The following is a 25,736-nucleotide window of genomic DNA, read 5'->3' as shown; positions in this document are numbered from 1 at the left end:
CGCGGTCGCAACGACACCGCGAGCTGAACTGGAGAGTAGCGATGCCGATACTAGTCAATGGGTCGGCGGTTGCGCTGCCCGACGATCCCCGCGTGTCGCTGCTCGACCTGTTGCGCGAAGGGCTGCATCTCGCGGGTACGAAGAAGGGCTGCAACCAGGGTGCGTGCGGCGCGTGCACGGTGCTGGTCGATGGCGAGCGGATCGTCTCCTGTCTCGCGCTTGCGGTGCAGTATGACGGGCGACAGGTCACCACGATCGAAGGGCTGGCGGACGGCGATACGCTGCACCCGTTGCAGCAGGCGTTCATCGATCATGACGGCTTCCAATGCGGCTATTGCACGCCCGGCCAGATCTGTTCGGCGATCGGCATGGCGGCGGAGGCGAAGCGCGGCGTGCCGAGCCATGTCAGCGCCGATCTCACCGCCGACGTGACGCTGACCCGCGAGGAATTGCAGGAGCGGATGAGCGGCAATCTGTGCCGCTGCGGCGCGCATAACGGGATCATCGACGCGATCCGCCAAACCGTCGAAGCGGAGATGGCGGCATGACCCCCTTTACCTCTGCGCGGGCCGAGGACGCGGCCGATGCGCTGCGGCTCGGGCAGTCGAGCGCGACTGCGTATCTTGGTGGCGGTACCAACCTGGTCGACCTGATCCGCGAGACCGTCGCACGACCGACCGCGCTCATCGACGTGACGGGCCTGTCGCGGGAGATCGAGGAAACCGAGGGCGGCGGGTTGATGATCGGCGCGGCGGTCCGCAACACCGCGCTCGCCGAGCATGTCGCGGTGCGGACGCACTATCCGGTCCTGTCGCGCGCGATCCTGGCCGGCGCATCGGCGCAGATCCGGAACATGGCGACGGTCGGCGGCAATCTGCTGCAGCGGACGCGGTGCACCTATTTCTATGACACCGACGGATCGCGCTGCAACAAGCGCGCGCCGGGATCGGGTTGCGACGCGATCGAAGGGTTCACGCGCGGGCACGCCATTCTCGGTGCGTCGTCGGCGTGCGTCGCCACGCACCCTTCCGACATGTGTGTTGCGCTCGCCGCGCTCGATGCGACGGTGCATTTGCAGGGCAACGGCGGCGCGAGAACGTTGCCGTTCGTCGAGCTTCATCGCCTGCCGGGCGACCATCCCGAGTTCGATACCGTGCTGGAGCCGGGCGAGTTGATCACCGCGATCGAACTGCCGCCAATGAAATTTGCTGCCACCTCGACCTATCGCAAGGTGCGCGACCGCGCGAGCTACGCCTTTGCGCTGGTCTCGATCGCGGCGGCGCTGGAAATCGAGGGCGGCCTCGTCAGGGACGTGCGGATCGCGCTCGGCGGGGTCGCGCACAGGCCGTGGCGCGCGTCGAAGGCGGAGGCTGCGTTGCGGGGCGGTCCCGCGACCGAAGAGGCGTTCCGTGCCGCGGCCATCGCAGAATTGGCGGACGCCGTGCCGCTGCGCGACAACGGCTTCAAGATCGAACTGACCAAGCGCACCCTTGTCGCCGTTCTTGGCGACCTTGCCGGAGCAGCAGCATGAGCATCGTCGATACCGTCAAGGAAACCGCGCAGGGCCTGGTACAGGGCGCGATGAGCAAGCTGGTGCCGCTTGCCCCCGACAGCTGGATTCCGGGCGGCGTGCCCGACCCGCTCATCCGCCAGCAGCACGGGTTGATCGGCACGTCGGTGTCGCGGCTCGACGGTACGCTCAAGGTGCGCGGCGCGGCACCGTTCGCGGCCGAGTTTCCACTGGAAGCCATGGTCTACGCCGCGCTCGCCTATGCGACGATCCCGCGCGGGCGGATCGCTGCGATCGATACCGCTGCGGCCGAGGCTGCGCCGGGCGTCGTGCTGGTGATGACGCATCGCAACGCGCCGCGAATGAACAAGCCGGCGGTGTTCGGGTCTTCGCCGACCGCGGCGGGACCGGCGGACTTGCCGGTGATGCAGGACGACCGTGTCCACTGGAACGGCCAGCCGATCGCTGTGGTGCTGGCGGAGACGCAGGAAGAGGCCGATCACGCGAAATCGCTGATCGTGGCGACCTATGTGGCCGAACCGTCGACGACGTCGCTTGCGGATGCGAAGGCCGCCGGCCCGCAGCCGGGGCTGTTCATGGGCCAGCCGCTGCTGAACGAGATCGGCGATGCGGACGCGATGCTGGCGGCGGCGCCACACTCGGTCGATCACGTCTATCGCACGCCACCGCACACGCATAACGCGATCGAGCCGCATGCAGCGACGATTGCGTGGGTCGGCGAGGACCTAGTGGTTCACGACGCGAGCCAGCTCGTCACCGCAGCCGCACAGACGATCGCGGACGTGTTCGACCTCAAGGCGGGGCAGGTGCGCCTGACCTCGCCGTTCGTCGGGGGTGGGTTCGGCGGCAAATGCCTGTGGGATCACCAGATCCTCGGCGCGGCGGCTGCCAAGCTGGCTGGCCGACCGGTACGGATCACGTTGTCGCGCGAGGGTGTGTACCGGATCGTCGGTGGCCGGACGCTGACCGAGCAGCGGGTCGCGATCGGCGCGGATGCGGATGGTCGCTTCAAGGCGCTGGTCCACACCGGCATCGCCGCGATGACTCCGCACAACAACATGCCCGAGCCGTTCATCCTCGGCACGCGCGGCGGTTATGCCGCGGACAGCTTCAAGCTGTCGGTCGAGACCGTGACGATGAACATGCTCGCCAACACCTTCATGCGCGCACCGGGCGAATCCGTCGGCACCTTCGCGCTGGAATCCGCCATCGACGAACTGGCCATCGAACTCGCGATGGACCCGATAGCGCTGCGCATCCGCAACGAGCCCGACAAGGATCCGACGTCCGGCCTGCCATTCTCGTCGCGGCATATCGTCGAGGCTTGGCGCAGCGGCGCGGAGCGGTTCGGCTGGCACGAGCGTAGCGCCGAGCCCGGCACCCGTCGCGACGGCGAGTGGCTGGTCGGCATGGGCTGCGCAACCGGGACCTATCCCTATTACCGCATGCCGGGTGCCGCCGCGCGGATCACCCTGCGTCGTGATGGTCATGCGCTGGTCGAGGTCGCCGCGCAGGAGATGGGGATGGGCACCGCGACGACGACCGCGATGGTCGCCGCCGACCGGTTGGGGCTGCCGCTCGACCAAGTCTCGATCGGCTATGGCGATTCGATAATTCCCGGTGCAATTCTGGCGGGTGGATCGCAGCAGACCGCCGCGATCGGTGCGGCGGTGATCGCCGCGCATCATGCGCTGGTGGCCGAGCTGCTGAAGCTCGCGGGCAACGACTCGCCTCTTGCCGGACTGTCGCCCGACGAGGTCGGAAGCGAAGATGGCGGGCTGACCAAGCTCGACGATCCGACCCGGCGCGAGAGCTATGTCTCGATCCTTGCGCGGGCACAGCGCGAGAACGTGGTCGTCAGCGAAGAGGCGTCGCAACCGCTCGAATTGATGCACTGGTCGATGCATTCGCACAGTGCGCTGTTCTGCGAGGTCCGCGTCAACGCGGTGACCGGCGAGACTCGCGTCAGCCGCTTCCTGGGCGCGTTCGATTGCGGCCGCATCCTCAATCCCAAGACCGCGCGCAGCCAGTTCCGCGGCGGAATCATCATGGGACTCGGCATGGCGCTGATGGAGGAAACGCAGTTCGACGAGCGCAACGGCCGCATCATGAACCCGAGCCTCGCCGAATATCACATGCCCGTGCACCTCGACGTGCCCGAAATCGACGTGATCTGGACCGACATCGCCGACCCGCACACGCCGATGGGCGCACACGGCGTGGGCGAGATCGGCATAACCGGCGTCGCGGCGGCGGTGGCGAATGCGATCTTCAACGCCACCGGCAAGCGCGTGCGCGACCTGCCGATCACGCTGGACAAGGTGCTGATCTGATCGGAAAGCGTACTACCAGTCTCGCCCGGTATCGACTCTATCGAGCGGCGTGACGGGCTCACCGATCGGGCAGGGAAGGGGTGCGCGATGGCCTTTCGTTTCGTCTCCGCGGCACGCCTTGTCGCGCTGCTCTCGCTCGCCACGCCCGTCGCGGTCTCGGCACAGGACGCGACCGCCAAGCGGCTCGTTCTGATCGATGACGACGTCGTCGGCCTGAACGGTGCGCCCGCGCTGCTGCTTCAGGCGCCCGATGTCGAGGTGCTCGGGATCACCACGACCAGCGGTTCGGTGTGGCGCGATACCGCGACGGCCTATGCGTTGCGGACCGTCGAGATCCTCGGGCGTACCGACGTGCCCGTGGTGCCGGGCGCGACCTACCCGCTGCTCAACACGCAGGAAGCGACCAAGCGGTGGGAGGGGCTGTACGGCCGGCTCGAGTTCAAGGGGCCATGGACCGAACCCGAATCCGCCAGCACGGGCCAGCCGACCCCAGGCATGCCGTCGCCTTCGGTCGTGCCAACCCTGCCTATCGGCGATCCCGTCACGAAACCATCCGGCGAGATCGCCGCCGCGTTCCTGGTCCGGATGGTCCGCGCGCATCCGCACCAGATCACGCTGTTCGCCGCCGGTCCGATGACCAACATCGCGATAGCCCAAAGCCTCGACCCGAGCTTTGCCGCGAACGTGAAGGAACTCGTCTACATGGGCGGCAGCCTTGCTCCGCAGCAGGCGATCGACACGCCCGCCGCTGCCGCGTTCGCGCGCGAGTTCATCAACATGCCGCGCCGCGAGTTCAACATCCGCTGGGATCCCGAGGCGGCGCGGATCATGGCACACGGCGCGTGGCCGAAGGTGACGATGGTCCCGATCGATCCGTCGACCGGGACGCAGTGGACGCGCGGTTTCCTTGAAGACCTGAGGTCCGCGCATACCATGCTTACCGATGCGCTCCAGACCGGCCTCGAACCGGGGTTTCCGATGTGGGACGAGATCGCCGCGATGGTCTGGCTGGCGCCGTCGATCGTTACACGCAGCGAGACGCTCTACATCGATTTCGACACGAGCCAGACCGCCGGATACGGCGATACGCTGTCGTGGCATGACGCGTATCGGCCGCACCTCGGCGAACGCGCGCAAACCGTCGTGCTTCGCGTCGACCGCGGCAAGATCGAAGCGGCGATGCGCGCGCTCTACAGGCGACCGCTGAAGCGCTGACGGTCAGCGTGGCCGCCGCGCCGAGTGGGGCAAAGATGTCGCGGTGCCCGGCAAAAATGCGTCGTACTTAACTGCGCCTATTGCGGCACGTTACAGCGGTGTTACCGATCGGTGACGGATCCGGGTCACACGGATCGACGCCGGAGGATGTTCGAAACCCAAGGGGGGACCATCCATGATTCGCTTGCCCGTTCGTACGTCTGCCATCGCCCGCCTGCTGGCCGCCAGCGCGCCGTTACTGGCCTTTGCCACACCCGCCGTCGCGCAGGTTCAGGCGGCAACGGGACAAGATGTCGGCGATCAAGCCAGTGAGCCGGGCGTCGGCGAGATCGTCGTCACCGCGACCCGCCGCCGCGAATCGTCGAAGGACGTGCCGCTCGCGGTCACCGCGATCAGCGGCGAGAAGCTCGACGTGCTCAATTCGAGCGGCCTCGACATCCGCTTCCTCGCCGGTCGTACGCCGAGCCTCCAGGTCGAATCGTCGTTCGGCCGCACCTTCCCGCGCTTCTACATCCGCGGTCTCGGCAACACCGATTTCGACCCGAACGCCGCGCAACCGGTGTCGGTCGTGTATGACGATGTCGCGCTCGAGAACCCGATGCTGAAGTCGTTCCCGGTCTTCGATCTGCAAAGCGTCGAAGTCCTTCGCGGTCCGCAGGGCACGCTGTTCGGCCGCAACACGCCCGCCGGCGTCGTGAAGATCGATTCCGCCAAGCCGAACCCCGACAAGGTCTCCGGCTACGCGACCGGATCCTGGGCGACGTACAACACCATCAACGGCGAGGCGGCGCTGAACCTGCCGATCGGCAACGGCTTCGCCTTCCGCGCGTCGGGCATCATCCAGTCGCGCGACGATTGGGTGAACAACGATTCGGCGACAGGCAATGCGGATCGCAAGCTCGAAGGCTATCGCGATGTCGCCGGCCGCTTCCAGCTCGGCTATACGAGCAGCAATTTCAACGCGCTGCTGAACGTCCATGTGCGCGACCTTACCGGCTCGCCGCGCATCTTCCGCGCCGGCTTGTTCAAGCCGGGCACCAACGACTTCAACACCGGCTTCGACCCGAAGCACGTCACGCTCGACGGCTATACCAGCCAGAGCCTGACGCAGTGGGGCACGAACCTGCGCCTCGACTATCACCTCGACGGCATCGGCACCTTCTATTCGGTCACGGGCTATGAACAGGCCAAGGTCGAGAGCACCGGCGATGTCGATGGCGGCAACAGCTATCCGTTCACGGGCGGCACGATCGGCGCGATCGGCGTCGGGCTGTTCCCGTCGAACACCGGCGGCCTGACCAAGCCGAAGGAGTTCAGCCAGGAACTGCGCTACGCCAGCGAGGACATGAACGGCATCCGCTTGCAGGGCGGGTTGTATTACTTCCACCAGACGCTGCGCTATCACCAATATGACTATGCGTTCGGTGGCACCGGTTCGCGCGCGACCGATCTGACGCAGGACGTCTTCCACGACAATCGCAACGAGAATTACGGTGCCTTCGCCTCGATCGAGGCCAAGCCGACCGAACTGCTGACGCTACGCGCGGGCGTCCGCTATTCGCACGACTATCGCAACGACCTGGTTACCGCGCCGATCCCTGGCACCGGGATCAGCGACACGCTGCCGGCGCGTGCGGTGGTGCGCGGATCGAACGTCACCTGGGACGCGAGTGCGACCTATGAACTGACGCCTGCGATCAACGTCTATTCGCGGCTCGCGACCGGCTATCAGGGCCCCGCGATCCAGGACCGCGTGACCTTCGGCAGCGTCCAGAGCACTGCGCCCAAGCAGACGACCTTCTCGGGCGAAAGCGGGTTCAAGGGCACGTTGCTCGATCGGAAGGTGAATTTCTCGCTCGACGCCTATTGGTACAGCACGAAGGACCTGCAGATCACCGCCGTCGGCGGCAGCAGCAATTCAGCACGGCTGATCAGCGCGAACAAGGCGATCGGCTACGGCGTCGAAGGCGAGTTCGAGGCACGGCCGCTCCCCGAACTGACGCTGACCGCGAGCGGCAGCTATAACTTCACCGAAATCCGCGATCGGAACATCGGTGTCGGCGTGTGCGCGACCTGCACCGTGCTCGATCCGATCGTGAACGGGTTCGCGGTGATCGACGGCAACGATCTTTCCCAGGCGCCGCGGTGGATCGCCAACTGGACCGCGCGCTACGGGATCCCTCTCGCCAATGGCGGCGAGGTTTATGCCTATACCGACTGGGTCTATCGCAGCCGCATTAACTTCTTCCTGTACGAAGCGATCGAATTCACCGGCAAGTCGTCGCTCGAGGGCGGCCTGAAAATCGGCTACAAATCGCCGCAGGGGTATGAGGTCGGCGCGTTCGTTCGAAACATCACCAACCAGTACCGGAGCATCAGCGCGATCGACTTCAACAACCCGACCGGCATGATCAACGAGCCGCGGATCATCGGCGGTCAGTTCAAGGTTGCGTTCTGAGGATGAAACCGTCGACGCCGTCGCAATACCGATACGCGGGTTGCCGCGTTAGAACGGACAGGATAGCGTGAACGTAGCTCGTCTTCTGGTAAGGAGCGGGACACGCGCTGAGGCGTCCGTCCCGCGATCATCTCGTACGTTAAAAGGATGGGCCGGTGCGTTGGCACCGGCCCAGACAGTCAGTTGCTGTCCGAATTGTCGTCTTCGTGATCGACGATCAGATAAGCAACGCCAGCGACGATGCCGACGCCGATGATGATCGGAATGATGCTCTGACCCGCAAGCTTGCTCGACTTCTTGGCCGACGTGCCTGCACGAACTGCCGGTGCCAGCGAAAGCGACCCCGCCGAGTTCGCGCCTGCGGGTGCTGCGATGGCTGCGACAGGCATTGCCGTCATTGCAATGGCCGAAGCGCCAAGAATCCATGTTTTAATCATAAGTCATTCTCTCATGTACAAGCCGGTTCGGCCGCCCCGCCACAACGGTTTTAACATAGGATGGTTCCTGCGCGTGCAGTGCAGCGCTGGTTCTGCACAATGCACGAGTGACAAATACCCCGTGTCATCAGTCCCGTGACTTGGACGGTTCGCAAAACAACGATTGCGGTGGTTAAGGTACTTCGTGCCACGCCGTTCGCGTCGAACCATATGGAGCCTTCAACCGGGAATGCCCCAATTGGCCTCCTCGCCAGCGGCCTTTGCCGTACGCACGAGGTGCTCGACATAGTTCTGGAAGATCGGCACGGTGAACGTGACCAAGGTCGGCTCACCTTTGGGCTCCTTGAAGGTGAGTACGACGAACCGCTGGCCATCCTCGTCGAGGACAAGGCCGGCCTCCATCGCGCCGGGGCCGCTGGGGGTGATGATCGTCGCTGTCATGTCGGATACTCGTCGGCGGGGATTTCGTCCGTCAGTAGCGTCCCGTGCCGCCGTGTCCATCGCACCATTCTACGATCGGCGCAGGTCGCGTACCTCGGTCCATGTGATCGGTCGATCGCGGCCGGCGCAGGTGATGAACAGATTCTGTGCCTCGGCGTCGTCATATTCGTCGAATGCCTCGACCATCTCTTGCAGCGAGCCGCTCGCCAGGGCGTCTTCAGCGTCTGCCTCGTCGTCGTTGGCAGCGTTTTCCCGCATCAGCCGGGCGGGCATGTTCCACATGGTCTTCAACACGATATCGTCTCCCGGCCCCCGGTAGACGGCGGTCGTGGCCCGTCATCACGTCGCCGTCCAGACCAGTTCGGCTCCATATGCGGTCGCCGTTATTCACCGCACGACGAACCGCAAATCGGACAGGCGATTCCCCCCTTCCGGTGCCATGCCGTACGGTAGCAGCTGGGCAAGTGATCGCCACCGCCGTCTGAACAGGGTCACATAGTCGATTTGCCGCTAGGCCATGGCCCTTAGTGACGATCACTCAGCCAGACCCAACAGCCTGGCAAGGCCATAACCGGCCAAATCGTAAGTGCCCGAAAGAGCGGCGGACTCAATACCAAGCTCTCCCGCCTAGCATCATCGAAAGGTGCCGGTTGCCGCGATGGTTGCCAACCGCGCCGTCGGACACCCGAGTTCTTTCGATCGCGCGACTAATGTTACTAGGTCGAGCGGGCAGGATGCGAGAATGGTGGACCAATCGATGTCGCGCGGTTCAAGGCTGAGCGGACTCCTTGTGTTTCCCGCGGCTGTGACACCTAGCTAGATAAAAATGGCTGAAGCGCCCAACCGTCCCTTGCTTGGGTAAATTGTGCGATGCCCGCCAAGCTTCGTCGAGCGCCGTGGAGTCGACTTCAGGAAATAAGAGACCGGATGGCACAGGGTAGGTAACCCGCTTCCGAACCGTATCCGGATATAGCCCCCGTTCCCTTGAATCGCCTGGAAGATCACGGTCGCGTCGTCTTCCTTGATCCGCTCGCCGATTAGCGACGCGCGCTCGGCGCTGACATAGCCCAGTTGCGTGCTGCGATCGCTGAAGATGGTAACTGCGTTTGCTTCGAACAGGTCGGTCGGCTCGAGGCGGAGCTCGACCAGGTCGTCATGGGCTCAGAGCATGCACTCCATGCGCCTGTTGCTCTTCAATTTGTCGTCGTCGGGACGTCTATGCCGACGATTGAGGTTGCGGGTTCGCCCGCCCTGTCTAGGGCTGCTGCCGAAGCTTGCGTATGAACGCTATCAGCCGAATGGTTAGTTCTCTCTGGTCCAGGGTGACCTGCTGCAGGGCCTGACTAGCCGGTGACTGCCCACCGGGAGACGTGCCGATAGCTCCGCGGATCAACGCTTTAACGTACCGGTCCTTATTAGTGGAACACGTCGACAACGCCTTCACTGCTACGGTAACATCGCTGCCAGAACCAAGACTCTCGACTTGTGCAGATGACTGAAGGCAGCTTTCCCAAGCCGATCGAGCCGAGGATGATGCAGGTGCGTCGCCGGGAGCAAGGGCTAGGATGAGCAGAGTGAGTTTCATTTGAATAGTTTGCCCGAATCGGTCGACCGCGCATAGGCTCTGCTTATGGTACAAGCGCTTAACCTCAAAGGCGCTGTCAGTCGTGCTAGCGTTTTTCGCGCCTCTTGGAGGCCGGGCGACATCATCGACAAGGAGGCGGGTGTCACCGCCGATGACATCGATACGATCCTCAGTTTCGTCGCCGACTTCCCGTCGAGTGACTCATCAAGACCTTCGGATCACCAGAGCGATCGTCGCCGAGCACGGCACGATGATGGCTGATTACCGTATCGCGCGACTGAGCGACGTCTTCCGTAATCATGTAGATGTCGAGGAAGGGTGCGCAGATGCCAGCAATCATGCTGCACGTTTCGAACGGGTATCCGAGGAAGTAGTCGATCGCAGGACGCTCTCCGCGACGATCGCGCCTTTATCCCGTGCGATGGCGGTAGTCGCCACCGGTGGCGCCGCGCCGGCGGTCGCAATGAAGCGCTACATTAGCGCGTGCTCACAGCGCCGATCGCAGCGATCAGGCTCAACAGGGCGATGCAGGCCGGGCATCGAACCTGCTTTCGCTTCGCCCAGATGCGAAGTGGCAGGGGCTGCCGCTCCAGGTGCTCGGACATTCCCCTGCCGGACACCTCGAACATCGCTAAGGTCAGCAGCCTCAGCGTGAACGCAATCGGGTCGGTCATGCGCTGGAACGTCAGGAGCCATGCCGTCGCCGCGGCGTGCTGAGGGTCTCGGCACCATAGGACCATGGGGGCTGAACCGAAGCGGATCGCCTTGGCGCCGCTGACCGTTTCGCCACACATGCGCCACACCGTCACCGGGTGGTTCAGCGTGTCGATCGACCAGTTCCGCCAACTGTCTCGGGCCATCTCGAGCGCGAGCATCGTCGAGATGATGAAGCCAGCATTTTACCCTGCGAGGTTCACGACAACAAGCCACTCGCGCCCGTTGAAGCTGGGTGGCGCGATCGTCATTTGCCGCAGCCGACGGCCTGAACAACATAACTTACATTGTCTTTCGCGGTCCTGCGTCATCAATTCCGCGACCACTCGGGTCCCGAACCTATTGTTTTTCATGATTGGAGTCCTCGTGCCAAGTCAATGTAACGAACGCCAAGTTGAAACCAACATCACTTTGCGTCATTGTTTCACGATCAATATGAGTCGTGCGTAATCCCTAATATTCAGCAGGTTTGTTTCGGGAGCTAGTTTATGTGTATAATTCGACGCATTTTGTGTAACTTAACTGGCGGGCACCGCTTCGTGAAAAGTAATTATTGTCCCGGCAAGCTAACTTGCATTAAGTGCCGAACGCGAACGCCAGACCAAATGTCTGCGGCGCTGGATGAACTTGGAGGGAGAGCGCAGCGCCGTGACGCGGCATCGTCATCCGCGTATCCGTGATAATATGGGTCGACGATCCAAAATGAACATTATTTTAGTCGATTGGTTCAACCACCGCTTTACAGAGCGGGCATATGTTCATCGTCAGCCACTATGAAATGATCATCAAGCTTATCGGTCACTCTCTACCAAGCAGAGATAAGTTTGCGCATACCTATGCCGGGTTACTATTATGGCTGCTGACGGCGATCCTGCTGCGTAAGCCATTGTCGTCGCGCCTGCCGCTCGTGAGTTTGGTAGTCCTTGAAGTCGGCAACGAGGTTATCGACCGTCCGGCCCACGGCGTGTGGCAGTGGCCAGATACGTTGGGCGACGCAGCGGCAACATGGTTTTGGCCGTTCGTGATTGCCGCGTCGCTTCGATATCTACCGTGGTTGTCGACGGTCGAACGATAGAAGTCGGTCCAATAGTAAAGTTTTATTGGTGAGAGTGGACACCGCCTGCTCTGCGGAAGCTTTGGATTATTTCGTATAGCGTGTTTGTGCGGCGCTGCATGATCCGTTGTGGGGATACGCAGCGCCGCCATCCAACGTTGACTTTTAGAGCGAGGCCCGAAGTCATTCCAATCGACGATTGGCCTCGTTACCGGGTCGTGGCTAGACGTCGTGCCGCTTGCCGAACATAGACTTTTTGTGACAATAATAGTCGACGGAGAAGCTCTTGAAATGGGTACGGCACAGGCATTCGCGGTTCGATTCGGAGAGCAACGGCGGCATCTAAACCTGTCCGTTGCTTCATCCGCGGTCCTGCGGAACAACACCGGTCGCTCTCTGGTTGCCGCTGGATGAAGGGCGGGGGGGCGTCGCAACGTCGCCTGTTCTATCCACGGACAATCCATCGATTTCCATCCCCCTGAGACCGTGGCTGTACCGCCTATTGCGGTAGATCAGATTAATATGCGGCAGTGTCGGTCCGATCTGGACGCGTCGTTGGTATGGAATCCAGTAGCGCTGGAGTGTCGCGGCACCGGGTTTGTTCCGCCCACCGCGACATCAGGTCATCGTTTAGTCGGTCTTGCTCGTGCCGCCGCCGTCGTCTGTCGACTTCTATTGACCCTCGGCAACCTTGTCGTCGTCACCTTCGATCGCCTGCTCGTACGCAGCGCTTTCGTCCGCGATGCCAGCGTCGGCGCTCATTTTCGCGGTATCCTTAAAGTTAGCTGTGCTCGGGGCGGTTTGCTTGCCGTCAGTCATGATCCCCTCCTCTGGTGCAACAGTTCGAACGCGCGACGGCCGTGTGCCGGTTTCGGGCCGCCATCCTATCTAACGACAACCTTCGGGAGCATCCACTGATGGGCCCGGCACTCAAGCGGCCGGCTGACTGGCCGGTAGCTATGGCCCGCGAGATGGCGCTCGCTTACACCGACGTGGCTAAAGCGCAGTTGCGTGGAATAGGAACGCCGCGGTACCGTTCGCTTCTGCAAGTGCGGCCCTCGCGGTGCGGCGATTGCCGCCCGCTTATCCTTGGACGCTGCGGTCCGGAGCCTGTTCGCCGCTGCGGAGGATGGCGCGATCGAGTTCGACGGATGGCGTTCGCGCGACTGTCCTCATACGTCCGGCCGATAAGGCTCATTGCCGACAAGGCCCGCTACTATTTCGAGCTCTCAGCCTGGGCGCGACCGACGAAGGATTCGAAGAACGGTAAGCTGACGTCTGCCGTGCGTCATGGCCAAGCGTGCCCGGTGATCTCGACAGCGCTCGGCAGCGACCTGGCGAGGTACACGCGAGGGGCGCCGCGCTGAACTAGGCGCTGCGCGAGTGGCGGACCGGCGAGTTGGGGCAGGGGCGTATCGCCGAGGGCAGCGTCGCCTGGCTCTTCCAGCGGTACCGCGAGCAGGGGCGCTTCACCAAAAACAAGGCGAAGACCCGTAAGGACAACAAGCCCCTCATGGACATGCCGGTCGCGTTCGAGGCGAAGGCCGGCCAGCCGCAGCTCGGTAAGCGCATGGCGTCCAAGGTCGACGCAACGGTCGCGGACAAGCTGTACCAGAAGGATGAGTCCACCAACCGGCTACCTATGCCGAGCGGAGATAAATCCAATTTTGTCGGAAGACCGTGTCGGAACATGTCGGCAGAACGATGCTCGGGCACCGAGAAATCGTTTATCTTCAAGGTGGATGGTGGACGCACTTGGGCTCGAACCAATGGCGCCTATCGGGGACTGTCCGCGAACGTGGACGGTCCCAACCCACGGATAATGTGGCACATTCGCTATTTGTGCTGACCCCTCCCGCAAGGCGCTGAAAAGGGCGCACTTGGTCCGGTAGAGGGGGACTCAACTCATCCCGTTTTTGGTGGCGCTGTTCGACAGCCTATTGATCCACAGAACGGGACCGTCTAGTTATGCGGACAGAACACAAGTGCAACAATCGAGGAACATTAGCCATGACCATCCAGACCCTCGACACCCTCGCGCTCCAGCAGGCCCGTGAGGAAGAAGGCGCTTTCGCCGGGTACTCGAAGTACCTCGAAGGCCAGAACGCCAAGGCGCTGCGCGAAGGATTCGATCGCCGCGCTGACGTTCAGCAGATGATCCGGGGCGCTATCCCGTTGGTGGCCGAAGCCATCAAGGCCTGGGTCGCCACCGCCAGCGGGCAGAAGGGCCGCCCCAGCGCCGCCCTCGCGCCCCTCAAGGAAGTCGATCCCGACGTGATCGCATACGGCGCCCTGTCCAAGACGTTCATGGGCGCCGCCAAGGACCTGCCGCTCACCAGCCTCGCTGCCTCCGTGGGCCGTCTGGTCGAGGTGGAGTGCGAAGCCCTGGCGATCCAGGAGAAGGACCCGAAGGCGGCCAAGCGCTTCCTCCGGCTGGCCGAGGGTGAGGCCAAGGAGTCAGTGAACCGCTCGCGCCACGAGCACCTCACCGCGGACCTGGAGGTCGCCCTGAACTGGACCTCGCGGACCCAGGTGATCGTCGGCTCGGTCATCATCAACTGCGTCCTGACCGCGGTCTCGCCCCTCTTCGAGCGCGGCGTCATCAAGGACTACCGCGGCACCGTTCCCGTGATCGTCCTGACCGACGAGGCGCTGGGCGTCCTGGCCACGATGGCCGAGAGGGCCGCATGGCTCCAGCCGGTCCTCAAGCCGATGGTGACCAAGCCCCGCGCCTGGGAGCGCTTCGACAGCGGCGCGTACCTCTCGCCCAACCTGTCCCGCACGGTCCCGCTGGTGAAGACCTTCAGCCGCGAGCACCAGAAGCTCATCAAGGAGGCGATCAAGTCGGGCGAAGCGGACGAGCTGCTCGTGGGCCTCAACGCCAAGGGCTCCCAGGTCGCCCCGCTGTACCTGATGCACAAATGGACCCAAGGCACCGATCGCCGGTCCATCGTCATCTGGGAAGGGGAGGGCGACGCCGCTGCCTACTTCCAGGTCACTGGCGGCAAGTACGCGACCGTATCGCTCCCCAACGGCGCGAAGGGCTCCGAGGAGACTATCAAGGAATGGTACGAGTGGCTCGACCAGTTCGACAAGATCGTGCTGGTATTCGACGCCGACGACACGGGCCGCGAGTGGGTCAAACGGGCCGCCGCGCTCCTCCCGCCCGGTAAGGCGTTCTGGGGCGAAGTCCCCGGCTACAACGACGCCCGCGAGGCCCTGATCGCAGGAGACACCAAGGCCAGGGGGCAACTCCATGTGCTTCAAGTACCAGACCGACACCGGCCAGCTCGAAGAGTGCGAGTTCCCCGTGGAGCCTGAAGGCGCCGCGCCCCCGACCGGGTTCCAGCCCCGCACGAACCTCGACATCTAACCCAACCACCACAGCGTCCAGCGAGACGCTCCAGGAACACCAATGCCCAACACCCTCTCGCACGATGAGTGCGCGGAGCTGCTTTGTCGCGTCCGTAATCTGACCGACCAGATCACCAAGCTCCGGCGCCTGTCACGTCGGCAACGCTCCCCGCGGTGACCCCGCCCTCGGGCGCTCCGGCTGCAGCCCTCCTGAACTGATGGCCTGCCGCCGGTTCCGTAAGGCTCGGGCGTTCGTCTCAGACCTGCTCACGACCAAGGACGGCGTCACCTACGCGCCGTCTCGGGTCTACTGGTGCCTCGCCGCAGTAACCCAGATTGCCCTGAGCATCTGGAGCACGGTGGACTTGCCCCGATAAAGTGGAGAGGCATTTGCTCAGCGTGACGCAGTTCGTTCGAACTGGGCGGGGCTGATGTAGTCGAGCGCGGAGTGGCGCCGGACGGGGTTGTAGAAGCCGTCGATATAGCGGGCAATGGCCTGTGCGGCTTCGTCGCGGGTATAGAAGACGGTGCGCCAGACGAGCTCGGATTTGATCGTCTTGAAGAACGTCTCGACCATCGCATTATCGTAGCAATTTCCCTTTCCCGACATGGAGATACGGATGCCGTGGCGGCGCAGCTCGGCCTGGTAATCCACCGAACAATATTGACTGCCGCGGTCCGAGTGATGGATGAGCCCTTCAGGCGGACGCCGCATGACGAGGGCCTTGCGCAGCGCGGCGAGCGCCAGATCACGGTGCAGCCGGTCGCCGACGGCCCAACCGATCACACGTCGGGAGAAGAGGTCGATGACCACGGCCAGATAGAGCCATCCCTCCCGCGTCCAGACATACGAGATGTCCACGCCCCACTTCTGGTTGGGTGCCGTTGCAGTAAAATCCTGGTCGATGATATTCGGTGCGATCGGCCAGCTGTGCTCGCTGTCGGTCGTTCGTTTGAACCGGCGTTTCTGCCGGCCCCGTAGGCCGTTCTCACGCATCAGTCGCGCCGTGCGCCTGCGTCCGATGGCGAAGCCATCATCCTGCAACTCGCGTGTCATACGCGGGCTGCCATAGGTGCCGTTCGACAGCGCGAACGCAGAACGGACATGCGCCAGCATCACCATATCGTCGCGTTGACGCCGACTGGCAGGTCGATCTTTCCACGCGAAATAGCCGCTCGGGCTGATGCCGAGCACTTGGCAAAGGCGGTGTACGGGGAAATCCTTCTTCGCCTGATCGACGAGCGCGAACCTCATCGACTTCCCTCCCGGGCGAAAAAAGCGGTCGCCCGCTTCAGTATGTCGCGCTCTTGTCGGAGGATCTCGTTCTCCCGCCGAAGGTGCTTCAACTCGGCAGCCATATCTGCCTGCGGCGCCTCGCCGGGCATCTCCATCAATCGATCACGACGACGGCCGATCCAGCGTACCAGCGTAGACAGGCCAACGCCCAGATCCTCCGCCACCGCACGCTGCGTACGCCCGCTGGTCGCCACCAGCCGGACCGCCTCGTCCTCGAATTCCTTCGTAAATCGTCGCTGCTTCGTCATCGAGTTCACCTTTCATCTCAGGAAAACTCTCCACTTTTCTGAAGCAAGTCCACTTCTGGAGCTTTCCGACTGGGACGGCGTGCGGAACTCGCTGACGATCCCTTCGCAGTACCTTGAGACGATCGACATCTTCACGACTGACGGCACGCTCCGGCTGGTCTCCAAGGACGACTTCTTCTCCCAGTGTCCCACCGGGCGCCCCGAAGTGTTCATCAAGACCGGCAAGTCCTGGATGATTAAGCCGTATCCGGCACCGGGCACCACGGTGTTCCTCCACTACTACGCCGAGACCCTGCCGCTCCTCACGGACGAAGACGAGAACGTCTGGTCCCAGTCGGGCTTCAGCGCCGTGGTGTACGCAGCAGCGGCCCTGGCGGCGAACTACTTCCAGATGGAAGACCAGTACGTCCTCTCGTTCCAGTCGAAGTCCGACAGCCTCGTTGAGGCTATCCTGTCCCAAGACCTTAGCGAGAAGTGGTCGGGCAAAACCAACATGGGCCGCGTCAGCGGCCGAGGCGACTACTAATGAACGACTTCACGAGCACCAGCTTCTACGGTGACGACGAGACCGGCGACCTGCGCGGGCCCAAGGGCGACACGGGCGACACCGGAAAGCAGGGCGACGTCGGCCCACGCGGTGACCAAGGAGAGCGCGGTGACCAAGGAGAGCGCGGCGAGACCGGCCCCCCGGCAACCAACGGCATCGACGGCACTGCTGGCATCGACGGCACTGATGGCAAGAACGCGGCCTATCGCTTCGGCACCTACGCCATCGACGGCATCCAGCCTTCCGAAATCCTCCTCGACCACGTCGTCGCCACCGCCTGCACGATGGGCGCTCAGTTCGCTGGGTCGGTCGCAAGCTGCGGTGCGCCCCCGGAGGGCCTATGGGTCGCTACCGTGGGCCTCAACGGCCTTACGGTCGGCACCATGACAGTTCTCGATACCGGCGTGGCGACGCTTGCCACGAGCAGCCCCAACGCGATCCCGCTGGTCCCTGGCGACGTCGTGTCCCTCACGGCCCCTGAGGAGCCCGACGTCGCGATCGGTCGGGTCCGCATCACATTTACCGGAGAGCTGTAATGGCCACCTATTTTATCGGCGGAGGCGTCGAGAGCTACGTCACGTCACCCGCAGGCGCAGGGGACAGCGAGGGCGCTGTGTCCTTCGAGGGCAGTCAACAGCCCTTCTTCGCGGACTGCATCCCCCGTGATCCTGCATCGGGTGACCGCGTGGCCCTCAACTCGTTCTGGTTCCATGTCGAAGTCGACAACACCGGAGCTGGGGGTCGCAATGGCGTCATCATGTTCAACGAGGCAGACGCCGAGGTCGTTCAGATCAACGGGGAGGGCCAGGACAAGGTTCGGCTGAACATCAAGCGGAACGGCGCATGGGTCCCGATTGGCGACATCGTCGCGACTGGCGCCCCTTATCGTTACGACATCCGCGTCGTGGCCCACCCTTCGGCTGGTCGGCTGTCCTTCTGCGTGAACGGGGTGACGGTTGTGGAGCAGGCAGGGTTGGACACGAGCCAGCTTGCAGGCATCAACCGCATCCGGCTCCAGTCGGCAATCGACGGCAACGCCTCGCGGTACACTCGGTACTCCGGCGCGATCATCGCCACCTACAACACGATCGGTCACACGGTGCGCCTTCGGGTCCCCAATGCCGACGCATCGAACGCGGGCTGGACGGGTAGCTACCGGGACGTAGACGAGGGGACGAACAAAGATGCGGACGCGATCAACACGTCCACGACCGGCGCCACCATCCTGTTCAATGCGAACGCCCTGTCGCCCACGCCTACCGGCAACGTCGTCAAGGCGGTCTCCGTTGCAGCCCGCATCCGCAACGATGGTGGCGCTGTCCCGAGGAACGCGAAGGCGACCCTGAGCATCGGCGGTTCCGTCTACTCGGCTCCCTTCAACTTCAATGTCGGCCCAGGGTACGCTGGCGCTGTCACCGTGTTCGACCGCGACCCCTCGACGGGTCTCGCTTGGGATGGCGTCGGCAACATCAACGTGCCCTTCGGGCTGACCGCGACGGAGTAACCGCATGGCGCTCAAAGTCCCCAAGGCACGCCAGTTCGCAGTCGAAGGGCCCCCTGGGATCATCGTGGTCTACAAGGCCCGCCACAGTGTGGTCGAGGGGTCCCCGTGGCTCCTCTCGGTGGCCAAGGTGCGCCAGTACATCATCGAGGGGCCGCCCCTCACCATCGCTACCGCCGCTCGGCGCCGCGAACTCATCATGCCCTCCTAAAGGCCCCAATGGACGACCCCATCACCTTCCCGCACATCTTGGACCTTCGGGACCGAATGGTGCGTATCGAGACAAAACTCGACGGCCACAACGAGGCCCACGCGGCGATCGACAAAACCTTCGCTTTCCACACGACGCAGATCGCGACATTGGACGCCCAGGTGACGACCAATACCGCTGACATCGCTTCGGCTAAGGTTCGCACTGCGACCCTAGCTGCTGTAGGTGCGGCGGCCTTGGCTATCATCCCGTTCATCGCTGACCACTTTTCGAAGCTGTTTGGCTAACCTATCTTGCCCCAAAAGAGCCTGCATTTATTTGCGGGTTCTTTTTTCGTTCTCGTTGACCCTACCTGATACGCTCCATACCTGTTGACATTCCACACTTGCGGAGTTTAGCGGGATGTGGAGCGTAAGTCCCGTTAGAGGAATATCTCCATGACCGACGACAAGATGACCAAAGGCTTACGCCGCTCAGACCGCTTCCTGACCGCAATCCGTTCTAGCATCGACGACACCATCCCGGTGCAGATCGCCCACACGTTCGTGAAGGTCTGCATGAACCAAGGGAAGGGCGTGGTGGAACTCGCGGACCTGACGGGGGCCAGCAAGTCAACGATGTCTCGGCATCTACTCGATTTGTCGGAAACGCTCCGTACGGGCGCTCCGGGCTACGGGCTCCTCCTGCGGACGGTGGACCCGACCAACCTTCGATCCGTCGTCTACACCCTCACACCTCGGGGCAAACTCTTCAGAAATACACTCGCAGACATTATGGAGGACTAGGCTCATGCCGATCTATGCCGAAAAGAAGGCCGGAGTGCTCACAGGGCGCTTCCGGGTTGAACTGCAACAGGGGCGGGGCCTCCGCTACCGCAAGCGTCACGACACGCTCCTACAGGCCCAGAACGACGAGAAGGCAGTCAAGGCCGCCTGGGGGCGCGGGGAGGGGGCAGACAGCGCCGTTCTCGTTCTCCCGGTCGCTCCGACCCACAGCATCGCTTCGGTCACCAAGACGGCCTCGGGGGCTCTCTGGCGCGGTCAGGTCCAAGAGGACACCGCCTGGGCCCACATGCGCGAGATGGGACTCATCCTGGGCAACGCGGTAGGCCTCGACACGATCAAGACGGTGGACATCGACAAGGTGGCCGACGAGCTGTCGAAGCGGGGCCTCCAGGACTCCTCGGTCAACCGCTACCTCTCGCACCTCCGCTCGTTCCTGGAGTGGGCTACGGACCGCGAGTACATGAGCCGCCCAGCCTTCATGGGCATCAAGTTCTCATGGCGTGCCAAGGTCCCCGGTCGCATCCGCTGGGTGACCCAGAAGGAAGAGCGCGAGATGAAGGCCTACCTGCTCGGCAAGGGCCAGGAGGGCATGTGGAAGCTCATCAAGGTGGCGATCGAGACCGGGTGCCGCCGTGGGGAGCTGATGACCGTCAAGATCGACCAGATCAACGGCGACCGCCTGCACCTCTGGAAGACGAAGACCAACGCGCCCCGCACGGTGCCGATGGCCCCTGAGACGACTGAGATGCTCCGGTCCCTCATCGTGGACGGTTCCATGCCGTCGAAGCGGGGATTGCGCTCCTGGTGGGATCGCATGGCGCTCCGCATGGGCCTGGAGGGCGACGAGGACTTCGTGTTCCACATCTGCCGCCATACGTGCGCGACGCGCCTCGTGGATGCAGGCGTAGACATCCTGGTCATCAAGGAGTGGCTCGGCCACGCTCGGCTCGAAACGACCCAACGGTACGCGCATGTGAAGCCGAAAAACCTCCAAGCCGCCCTGGCGAAGAGGGGGAAGTACCTAGCCGACGACGACTAAAACTGGCCGAAAACCGCCGTTTCTAACGTCCCCCCAGCGTCCCCCTGGGGTGGGGTATATCGCAACTTTAGGGGCCTCCGGGGGTGCCAGAAAATGGCAGTTTTCCGTGAGATGTGGTGGACGCACTTGGGCTCGAACCAAGGACCCGCTGATTAAGAGTCAGCTGCTCTACCAACTGAGCTATGCGTCCATTCCGGGGCGGTTCTTAGTGGCGCCCTGGTGTGGCGCCCCGCTGCTGGAGGCGCGCTGTTAGCAGACTCATCTGAGGCCGCAACCCCCTTTTCGTCGATCCGAGTCCGTTTTCGTCAAAAACGCCGTCTTTTTGCCGATTAGCCCAGATTTTGGGCTTACCAGCCGACCGTCTTGTGGTTCTGGCGATCGATCGACATCAGGATGCCCAGACACAGCAGCACGGTCATCTGCGCCGAGCTGCCGAAGCTGACCAGCGGCAGCGGGATGCCGACGACCGGGGCGAGGCCCATCACCATCATCAGGTTGATCGCGACGTAGAAGAAGATCGTCGTCGCCAGGCCCGCAGCGGTCAGCCGGCCGAAGCGCGTCTGTGCGCGCTGGCCGACCTCGATGCCCCAGCGGATCACCAGCAGGAAGGCGAGGATCAGCAGGCAGCCGCCGACCAGCCCCCATTCCTCCGCCATCGTCGCGAAGACGAAGTCGGTATGACCCTCGGGCAGATAGTCGAGATGGCTCTGCGTGCCCTGGAGGAAGCCCTTGCCCCAGATACCGCCCGAGCCGATCGCGATCTTTGACTGGCTGATGTGATAGCCGGTGCCGAGCGGATCGCTCTCGGGATCGAGGAAGATCAGGATCCGGTTGCGCTGGTAGTCGTGGAGCGCGAAGTTGATCGCCAGCGGGATCGCCACCGCCGCGGCGATCGCGCCGCCCACGAACAGTCGCAACGGCACGCCGGCAAGGAACATGACCGTTGCGCCGCCCGAGCAGATCATCAGCGCGGTGCCGAGATCGGGCTGTTTCATCACGATCGCCGCGGGTACGCCGATCAGCAGCGCCGCGGGCCAGACGCCGCCGAACCGCCGCGTCTCGCCGGGCGGGAGCATGTCGTAGAATTTCGCGACTGCCAGCACGATCGCGGGCTTCATGAACTCGGAGGGCTGCAACCGGATGAACCCGAGATCGAGCCAGCGCTGCGAGCCGCCCGAAACCTTGCCGAGAACCTCGACCGCGATCAGCGACAGCACGATGAGCGTGTAGGCGGGCAGCGCGGCTGCCTTCCAGGCCCGCTCGGGGATGTACGACAGCCCGATCGCGCCCGCGAGCAGCACGAAGAAGCGGATGCCCTGCGACAGCGCCCAGGGGTGCAGCGATCCACCCGCCGAGGAATAGAGCACGACCTGCCCGAAGCAGCCGATCGCGATGACCAGCAGGATCACCATCCACGGCAGCTTGGCGAGCGGTTCGGGGACGATACGGTTCATCGGCTGCGCTCGGTCACGGCTGGCGGTCCCTTGAATCATCCTCGGCGACGGTGGCGCCGGGCGCCGTCAGGGCTTCCTGCGTCGCGTTGGCCATGTCGGTGGCGTTCTCGACCGCTGGCGCGTCGCTGGGCACGATCGCGTCGGTCTTGGTGGCGATCGCCGCGGGCGGCGCGGATTGCGCCTTGCGATAGGCGTCCGCGGTCGCGGCCATCCGCGTCCGGATGTCGCCGCCCCAGGTCGGTTCGACCTCGGCGAGCGATTTCAGCGCGCGCTCGCGGTCGAGCATATAGGTCATGATGTCGCGGCCGATCATCGGCGTGTCGAGATTGCGGACGGTATGGCCGTTATGCTCGAGCACCACCGCGAGCGCATAACGCGGATTGTCGGCGGGGGCGAAACCGATGAACAGCGCATGGTCGCGCATCTTGAACGGCAACTGGCCGTTCTTGAGCACGCCCGAACGCCGCTCCGCCATGGTGATGCGGCGGACCTGCGCGGTGCCGGTCTTGCCTGCGATCGCGACGCCGGGGATCAGTAGTCTGGCCGCGCCGCCGGTGCCGCCCTGGTTGATCACGCCGAACATCGCATCGCGGACGCGCGCGAGATGCTCGGAATCGATCGCGAGGGCAGGGGAGTCGCGGTGGACATGGTCGGCGAGGATGCTCGGTTGCAACGCGCGGCCCGACGCGAGGCGCGCGGCCATCACCGCCAGCTGCAACGGATTGGCGAGCACATAGCCCTGGCCGATCGACGCGTTCAGCGAATCCGCGACGGTCCAGTCGTGCTTGTATTTCTTCAGCTTCCACGCCGGATCGGGCACCGTGCCGTAGCGCTGCGTCGAGAAGGGCAGGTCGAACTTCTGCCCGAGCCCCAGCACGCGCGCGACCGGCGCGATCGCGTTGTAGCCGACCCGCCGCGCCATCTCGTAGAAATAGATGTCGCAGCTCTGCATGATCGCGTTCTTGAGATCGAGCGGGCCGTGACCGCTTTTCTTGTGGCAGTGGAACACGCTGGTCCCGAGCCGCATCGCCCCCGAACAATTGACGCGCGCCAGCGGATCGACGCCTGCGTTCATCAGCGCGAGCCCGTTCATCGGCTTGACCGTCGAGCCCGGCGGATACAGCCCCTGCGTCACCTTGTTCATCAGCGGCACGTGATCGTCGTCGCTGAGCATCTGCCATTCGAGATGGCTGATCCCGTCCGAAAAGCTGTTCGGATCATAGGCCGGCATCGACACCATCGCGAGCATCTCGCCGGTGCGACAGTCGAGCACCACGACCGAGCCCGAATTGGTGCCGAGCCGCCGCGCGGCATACTCCTGCAGCCCGACGTCGATCGTCAGCCGCGCGGTCTTGCCGGGCACGTCGGGCTTGGTCGCGAGTTCGGCGACCAGCTTGCCGCGCGCGGTGACCTCGACGCGCTTGGCGCCCGCGACGCCGCGCAACTCGGTCTCGAGCATCTTTTCGAGCCCGTCCTTGCCGAGCTTGAAGCCGGGCGTGACGAGCAGCGGGTCACGCGTCTTCTTATACTGCTCGGCATTGGGCACACCGACATAGCCGGTCAGATGCGCGACCGCGGCGCCTGCCGGATAACTGCGCGCAAAGCCGCGGGTGGGGGCGACGCCGGGCAGTTCGGGCAGGCGAACGCTGACTGCGGCGAACCGCTCCCAATCGAGATTCTCCGCGACCTGCACGGGCTGGAACCCGGCAGCGTGCTCGAGGTCGATCGCGATCCGCTCGATCTCTTCGGGTGGCAACTGCAGGATGCGACCGAGCAGCGGCAGCACGCGCTCCTTGTCGCGGAGGCGGTCGGGGATGATGTCGACGCGGAAATCGGTGCGGTTGTTGGCGATCGGCACGCCGTGGCGGTCGACGATCCAGCCGCGGCGTGGCGGCAGCAGAGTCATGTTCACGCGGTTGCTCTCGGACAACGCCGTGTAGCGCTCGTTCTGCGCGACCGACAGCCATGCCATGCGGCCCGCGAGCAGCAGCCCGACGGACCCTTGCGCCGCGCCCAGCATCCAGGCCCGGCGCGAGAAGCTGTACGCCTGCGACATCTCGGTGACGATGCGCGTATTCCTCATTCGGCGCCGCGCTTGTTCTGGATCGCCGCGACAATGCGCGCGGCGAGGGGGAACATAAGGATCGTGACGGCGAGTTGCGCGATCATGATCGTGTCGACATGCGCTCCGACCGGGACTGCGATGAAGCGGCCGACGATGATGCACAGTGCGATAAGCCCGCTCGCGATCAGCCAGTCCTGCCAATGGTCGCGGAACGCGAGGCGCTGTTCGATCATGTCGATCGTGACGAACGCGAGCGACCAAAGCAGTACCGAACTGCCGAGCGGCTGCCCGCTGACCAGATCGTCGAAGAAGCCGAGCGGTGCGGCGGCCCAGGGTCGGAATGCGAACCGCGCGAGCAGCCGCCACGCGAGCAGCATGACCAGTCCGAATGGTGGCAGCAACGGGATCGTCGCGACCACCGGGATGATCGTCACCAGCGATCCGGCCATCACCGTCAGCCACGGGATGATCCGCGCGCGGCTCGCGGGCAGCTTGGTCTCGAACGGCTTGTAATCGACGCTGTCGACGACGCGGGGGCGGCTCATTGTTGCGCGACCGGGCGTGGTGGCGGCACGGGCATGAACATCCGCTCGACCAGCGCGAAGTCGAGCGTGTCGGGGTCGGCGAAGGTCCGCGCCATCACCGAATCCGACCCCGCCTTGGTCACGCGCGCGACCGGAACGCCGGGCGCATAGATGCCGCCGGTGCCGGTCGTCACGAACAGGTCGCCCGCGTCGAAACGGACGTTGGTCGCGTTGACCGATCGGATGTCGATCATCCCGTCGCCGCGCCCCGCCGCGATTGCGGGCAGGCCGTCGCGCGTGCGGCGGACGGGGACGATGCTGTCGCCGTCGCTGAGCAACAGGATGCGGGCCGCGTTCGGCCCGGTCTCGACGACGCGCCCGATCAGGCCGTCGGGCCCGCGCACCGGCATGCCGGGCAGCACGCCGCTCCACCGGCCCGCATTGAGCAGCGCGTAGCGCCGGCCGCTCGACGCGCTCGAACTCACCAGGCGTGCGGTCACGACAGGATCGGGCGACCGATCGCGGATCGCCAGCAGGCTGCGCAGGCGGCGATTGTCATAGGCGATCGTCCGCGCGCGCATCAGCAGCGCACGCGTCCGCTCGCGATCGGCGCGCAGCGCGACGTTCTCCTGCTTTACGAAGAAGTAATTGCCGATCGCATCGGGGATGCCCGAGACCGACGACCCGACCGTCGCGAGGCCCGTCGATACCGGCGTCGTCACCCCCGCAACGCCCATCCGCAACGCCGAAAACGCCGGCGGATTGAAGATCGACGCGACGAGCAGCACCAGGCCCACCACCGCTCCAGCGACGGCGAGCACATAGCCCATGAACACACCATATTGCCGTCGCCGGGAAAACCCCGTGCGCCGGTCGCGGGCTGGCGCCATGCGCCTGTCCCCCTGTCTCGGGCGCCGCCGAACCGCGAGGGCCAGATCCCCTG

At 64.0% G+C, this 25,736-nt stretch carries 26 protein-coding genes and 1 tRNA gene; 15 read left to right on the top strand and 12 right to left on the bottom strand.

Annotated elements, in window-relative coordinates:
• Positions 1-41 precede the first annotated feature (41 nt).
• From HMP09_RS06320 to HMP09_RS06300, 5 genes are all read left to right on the top strand, one after another.
• Positions 42-548 carry a 2Fe-2S iron-sulfur cluster-binding protein gene (locus tag HMP09_RS06320; protein WP_176499657.1) on the top strand — a complete coding sequence of 169 codons (507 nt, stop codon included), beginning with the start codon at positions 42-44 and terminating at the stop codon, positions 546-548.
• Positions 545-1,531 carry an FAD binding domain-containing protein gene (locus HMP09_RS06315; protein ID WP_176499656.1) on the top strand — a complete coding sequence of 329 codons (987 nt, stop codon included), beginning with the start codon at positions 545-547 and terminating at the stop codon, positions 1,529-1,531. The genes HMP09_RS06320 and HMP09_RS06315 overlap by 4 nt, the downstream gene beginning before the upstream one ends.
• Positions 1,528-3,864, top strand: coding sequence for a xanthine dehydrogenase family protein molybdopterin-binding subunit (locus HMP09_RS06310; protein WP_176499655.1), 2,337 nt, complete (start codon positions 1,528-1,530; stop codon positions 3,862-3,864). Before HMP09_RS06315 ends, HMP09_RS06310 begins: the two co-directional genes overlap by 4 nt.
• Positions 3,865-3,951: 87 nt before the next feature.
• A complete protein-coding gene (locus tag HMP09_RS06305) occupies positions 3,952-5,079 on the top strand; it encodes a nucleoside hydrolase (protein WP_176499654.1) in 1,128 nt (375 codons plus the stop codon).
• A 175-nt stretch (positions 5,080-5,254) separates the two neighbouring features.
• Positions 5,255-7,537 (top strand): TonB-dependent receptor, encoded by a 2,283-nt coding sequence (locus tag HMP09_RS06300; protein WP_232090712.1) that lies wholly within the window; start codon positions 5,255-5,257, stop codon positions 7,535-7,537.
• Positions 7,538-7,716: 179 nt separating this feature from the next.
• Here HMP09_RS06300 and HMP09_RS06295 read toward each other — a convergent pair whose 3' ends face one another.
• From HMP09_RS06295 to HMP09_RS06275, 5 genes are all read right to left on the bottom strand, one after another.
• Positions 7,717-7,926: a hypothetical protein gene (locus tag HMP09_RS06295; RefSeq protein ID WP_232090710.1), complete on the bottom strand. Its 210-nt coding sequence runs from the start codon at positions 7,924-7,926 to the stop codon at positions 7,717-7,719.
• Positions 7,927-8,193: 267 nt separating this feature from the next.
• Positions 8,194-8,415 carry a hypothetical protein gene (locus HMP09_RS06290; RefSeq protein ID WP_176499652.1) on the bottom strand — a complete coding sequence of 74 codons (222 nt, stop codon included), beginning with the start codon at positions 8,413-8,415 and terminating at the stop codon, positions 8,194-8,196.
• 69 nt (positions 8,416-8,484) lie between these two features.
• Positions 8,485-8,709, bottom strand: coding sequence for a hypothetical protein (locus tag HMP09_RS06285; protein ID WP_176499651.1), 225 nt, complete (start codon positions 8,707-8,709; stop codon positions 8,485-8,487).
• Positions 8,710-10,169: 1,460 nt separating this feature from the next.
• Complete coding sequence (locus tag HMP09_RS06280) at positions 10,170-10,340, bottom strand: hypothetical protein (protein ID WP_176499650.1); 171 nt, start codon at positions 10,338-10,340, stop codon at positions 10,170-10,172.
• 136 nt (positions 10,341-10,476) lie between these two features.
• Positions 10,477-10,875: a hypothetical protein gene (locus tag HMP09_RS06275; RefSeq protein WP_176499649.1), complete on the bottom strand. Its 399-nt coding sequence runs from the start codon at positions 10,873-10,875 to the stop codon at positions 10,477-10,479.
• Between the two features lie 593 nt (positions 10,876-11,468).
• On the opposite strand from HMP09_RS06275, the gene HMP09_RS06270 reads away from it, so the two are divergent.
• Positions 11,469-11,789, top strand: a complete 321-nt coding sequence (locus HMP09_RS06270; RefSeq protein WP_176499648.1) for a hypothetical protein — start codon at positions 11,469-11,471, stop codon at positions 11,787-11,789.
• A 651-nt stretch (positions 11,790-12,440) separates the two neighbouring features.
• Here HMP09_RS06270 and HMP09_RS06265 read toward each other — a convergent pair.
• Complete coding sequence (locus HMP09_RS06265; RefSeq protein ID WP_176499647.1) at positions 12,441-12,587, bottom strand: hypothetical protein; 147 nt, start codon at positions 12,585-12,587, stop codon at positions 12,441-12,443.
• A 580-nt stretch (positions 12,588-13,167) separates the two neighbouring features.
• Here HMP09_RS06265 and HMP09_RS06260 point away from each other — a divergent pair.
• Together HMP09_RS06260 and HMP09_RS06255 are read left to right on the top strand one after the other, a co-directional pair.
• Positions 13,168-13,617 (top strand): hypothetical protein, encoded by a 450-nt coding sequence (locus HMP09_RS06260; protein WP_176499646.1) that lies wholly within the window; start codon positions 13,168-13,170, stop codon positions 13,615-13,617.
• A gap of 161 nt (positions 13,618-13,778) precedes the next feature.
• Complete coding sequence (locus tag HMP09_RS06255; protein ID WP_176499645.1) at positions 13,779-15,089, top strand: toprim domain-containing protein; 1,311 nt, start codon at positions 13,779-13,781, stop codon at positions 15,087-15,089.
• Positions 15,090-15,516: 427 nt separating this feature from the next.
• On the opposite strand, the gene HMP09_RS06250 is transcribed toward HMP09_RS06255, so the two are convergent.
• A protein-coding gene (locus tag HMP09_RS06250; protein WP_176499007.1) for an IS3 family transposase occupies positions 15,517-16,667 on the bottom strand; the annotation gives its coding sequence in 2 pieces (ribosomal slippage) (positions 15,517-16,403 and positions 16,403-16,667; 1,152 coding nt in all).
• Positions 16,668-16,746: 79 nt separating this feature from the next.
• Here HMP09_RS06250 and HMP09_RS06245 point away from each other — a divergent pair.
• The 7 genes from HMP09_RS06245 to HMP09_RS06215 all read left to right on the top strand — a co-directional run bounded on the left by HMP09_RS06245 (position 16,747) and on the right by HMP09_RS06215 (position 20,750).
• A complete protein-coding gene (locus HMP09_RS06245) occupies positions 16,747-17,193 on the top strand; it encodes a phage adaptor protein (protein WP_176499644.1) in 447 nt (148 codons plus the stop codon).
• The gene (locus HMP09_RS06240; RefSeq protein WP_176499643.1) at positions 17,193-17,750 is read left to right on the top strand and encodes a collagen-like protein; all 558 of its coding nucleotides are present in this window, start codon (positions 17,193-17,195) and stop codon (positions 17,748-17,750) included. Before HMP09_RS06245 ends, HMP09_RS06240 begins: the two co-directional genes overlap by 1 nt.
• Complete coding sequence (locus HMP09_RS06235; protein WP_176499642.1) at positions 17,750-18,718, top strand: hypothetical protein; 969 nt, start codon at positions 17,750-17,752, stop codon at positions 18,716-18,718. The genes HMP09_RS06240 and HMP09_RS06235 overlap by 1 nt, the downstream gene beginning before the upstream one ends.
• 4 nt (positions 18,719-18,722) lie before the next feature.
• Positions 18,723-18,926, top strand: coding sequence for a hypothetical protein (locus HMP09_RS06230; protein ID WP_176499641.1), 204 nt, complete (start codon positions 18,723-18,725; stop codon positions 18,924-18,926).
• A gap of 8 nt (positions 18,927-18,934) precedes the next feature.
• Positions 18,935-19,213, top strand: a complete 279-nt coding sequence (locus HMP09_RS06225) for a hypothetical protein (protein ID WP_176499640.1) — start codon at positions 18,935-18,937, stop codon at positions 19,211-19,213.
• 150 nt (positions 19,214-19,363) lie between these two features.
• Complete coding sequence (locus tag HMP09_RS06220; RefSeq protein ID WP_176499639.1) at positions 19,364-19,711, top strand: MarR family winged helix-turn-helix transcriptional regulator; 348 nt, start codon at positions 19,364-19,366, stop codon at positions 19,709-19,711.
• A gap of 4 nt (positions 19,712-19,715) precedes the next feature.
• Positions 19,716-20,750, top strand: a complete 1,035-nt coding sequence (locus HMP09_RS06215; RefSeq protein ID WP_176499638.1) for a tyrosine-type recombinase/integrase — start codon at positions 19,716-19,718, stop codon at positions 20,748-20,750.
• A gap of 114 nt (positions 20,751-20,864) precedes the next feature.
• On the opposite strand, the gene HMP09_RS06210 is transcribed toward HMP09_RS06215, so the two are convergent.
• From HMP09_RS06210 to mreC, 5 genes are all read right to left on the bottom strand, one after another.
• A tRNA-Lys gene (locus tag HMP09_RS06210) sits at positions 20,865-20,940 on the bottom strand.
• A 157-nt stretch (positions 20,941-21,097) separates the two neighbouring features.
• Complete coding sequence (gene rodA, locus HMP09_RS06205) at positions 21,098-22,204, bottom strand: rod shape-determining protein RodA (RefSeq protein WP_176499637.1); 1,107 nt, start codon at positions 22,202-22,204, stop codon at positions 21,098-21,100.
• A 13-nt stretch (positions 22,205-22,217) separates the two neighbouring features.
• A complete protein-coding gene (gene mrdA / locus HMP09_RS06200; protein ID WP_176499636.1) occupies positions 22,218-24,287 on the bottom strand; it encodes a penicillin-binding protein 2 in 2,070 nt (689 codons plus the stop codon).
• Entirely contained in the window at positions 24,284-24,814 is a 531-nt protein-coding gene (locus tag HMP09_RS06195; protein WP_232090709.1) for a rod shape-determining protein MreD, read from the bottom strand. Before HMP09_RS06195 ends, mrdA begins: the two co-directional genes overlap by 4 nt.
• Positions 24,811-25,683 carry a rod shape-determining protein MreC gene (mreC, locus tag HMP09_RS06190; RefSeq protein WP_176499635.1) on the bottom strand — a complete coding sequence of 291 codons (873 nt, stop codon included), beginning with the start codon at positions 25,681-25,683 and terminating at the stop codon, positions 24,811-24,813. The genes HMP09_RS06195 and mreC overlap by 4 nt, the downstream gene beginning before the upstream one ends.
• Between the last annotated feature and the right edge of the window lie 53 nt (positions 25,684-25,736).

This window comes from Sphingomonas sp. HMP9 (genome assembly GCF_013374115.1).
GTDB lineage: Bacteria > Pseudomonadota > Alphaproteobacteria > Sphingomonadales > Sphingomonadaceae > Sphingomonas.
This window is presented reverse-complemented; position numbering and strand designations above follow the sequence as displayed.

Bases quoted from the DNA above. Each gene is read 5' to 3' on its own strand.
- HMP09_RS06255 (WP_176499645.1), top strand. From the start codon at position 13,779: ATGACCATCCAGACCCTCGACACCCTCGCGCTCCAGCAGGCCCGTGAG.
- HMP09_RS06220 (WP_176499639.1), top strand. From the start codon at position 19,364: ATGACCGACGACAAGATGACCAAAGGCTTACGCCGCTCAGACCGCTTC.
- HMP09_RS06225 (WP_176499640.1), top strand. From the start codon at position 18,935: ATGGACGACCCCATCACCTTCCCGCACATCTTGGACCTTCGGGACCGA.
- HMP09_RS06280 (WP_176499650.1), bottom strand. From the start codon at position 10,340: ATGATTGCTGGCATCTGCGCACCCTTCCTCGACATCTACATGATTACG.
- HMP09_RS06290 (WP_176499652.1), bottom strand. From the start codon at position 8,415: ATGACAGCGACGATCATCACCCCCAGCGGCCCCGGCGCGATGGAGGCC.
- HMP09_RS06270 (WP_176499648.1), top strand. From the start codon at position 11,469: ATGTTCATCGTCAGCCACTATGAAATGATCATCAAGCTTATCGGTCAC.
- HMP09_RS06305 (WP_176499654.1), top strand. From the start codon at position 3,952: ATGGCCTTTCGTTTCGTCTCCGCGGCACGCCTTGTCGCGCTGCTCTCG.
- HMP09_RS06275 (WP_176499649.1), bottom strand. From the start codon at position 10,875: ATGCTCGCGCTCGAGATGGCCCGAGACAGTTGGCGGAACTGGTCGATC.
- mreC (WP_176499635.1), bottom strand. From the start codon at position 25,683: ATGGCGCCAGCCCGCGACCGGCGCACGGGGTTTTCCCGGCGACGGCAA.
- mrdA (WP_176499636.1), bottom strand. From the start codon at position 24,287: ATGAGGAATACGCGCATCGTCACCGAGATGTCGCAGGCGTACAGCTTC.
- HMP09_RS06230 (WP_176499641.1), top strand. From the start codon at position 18,723: ATGGCGCTCAAAGTCCCCAAGGCACGCCAGTTCGCAGTCGAAGGGCCC.
- HMP09_RS06300 (WP_232090712.1), top strand. From the start codon at position 5,255: ATGATTCGCTTGCCCGTTCGTACGTCTGCCATCGCCCGCCTGCTGGCC.
- HMP09_RS06235 (WP_176499642.1), top strand. From the start codon at position 17,750: ATGGCCACCTATTTTATCGGCGGAGGCGTCGAGAGCTACGTCACGTCA.
- HMP09_RS06240 (WP_176499643.1), top strand. From the start codon at position 17,193: ATGAACGACTTCACGAGCACCAGCTTCTACGGTGACGACGAGACCGGC.
- HMP09_RS06320 (WP_176499657.1), top strand. From the start codon at position 42: ATGCCGATACTAGTCAATGGGTCGGCGGTTGCGCTGCCCGACGATCCC.
- HMP09_RS06315 (WP_176499656.1), top strand. From the start codon at position 545: ATGACCCCCTTTACCTCTGCGCGGGCCGAGGACGCGGCCGATGCGCTG.
- HMP09_RS06215 (WP_176499638.1), top strand. From the start codon at position 19,716: ATGCCGATCTATGCCGAAAAGAAGGCCGGAGTGCTCACAGGGCGCTTC.
- HMP09_RS06310 (WP_176499655.1), top strand. From the start codon at position 1,528: ATGAGCATCGTCGATACCGTCAAGGAAACCGCGCAGGGCCTGGTACAG.
- HMP09_RS06295 (WP_232090710.1), bottom strand. From the start codon at position 7,926: ATGCCTGTCGCAGCCATCGCAGCACCCGCAGGCGCGAACTCGGCGGGG.
- HMP09_RS06195 (WP_232090709.1), bottom strand. From the start codon at position 24,814: ATGAGCCGCCCCCGCGTCGTCGACAGCGTCGATTACAAGCCGTTCGAG.
- rodA (WP_176499637.1), bottom strand. From the start codon at position 22,204: ATGAACCGTATCGTCCCCGAACCGCTCGCCAAGCTGCCGTGGATGGTG.
- HMP09_RS06265 (WP_176499647.1), bottom strand. From the start codon at position 12,587: ATGACTGACGGCAAGCAAACCGCCCCGAGCACAGCTAACTTTAAGGAT.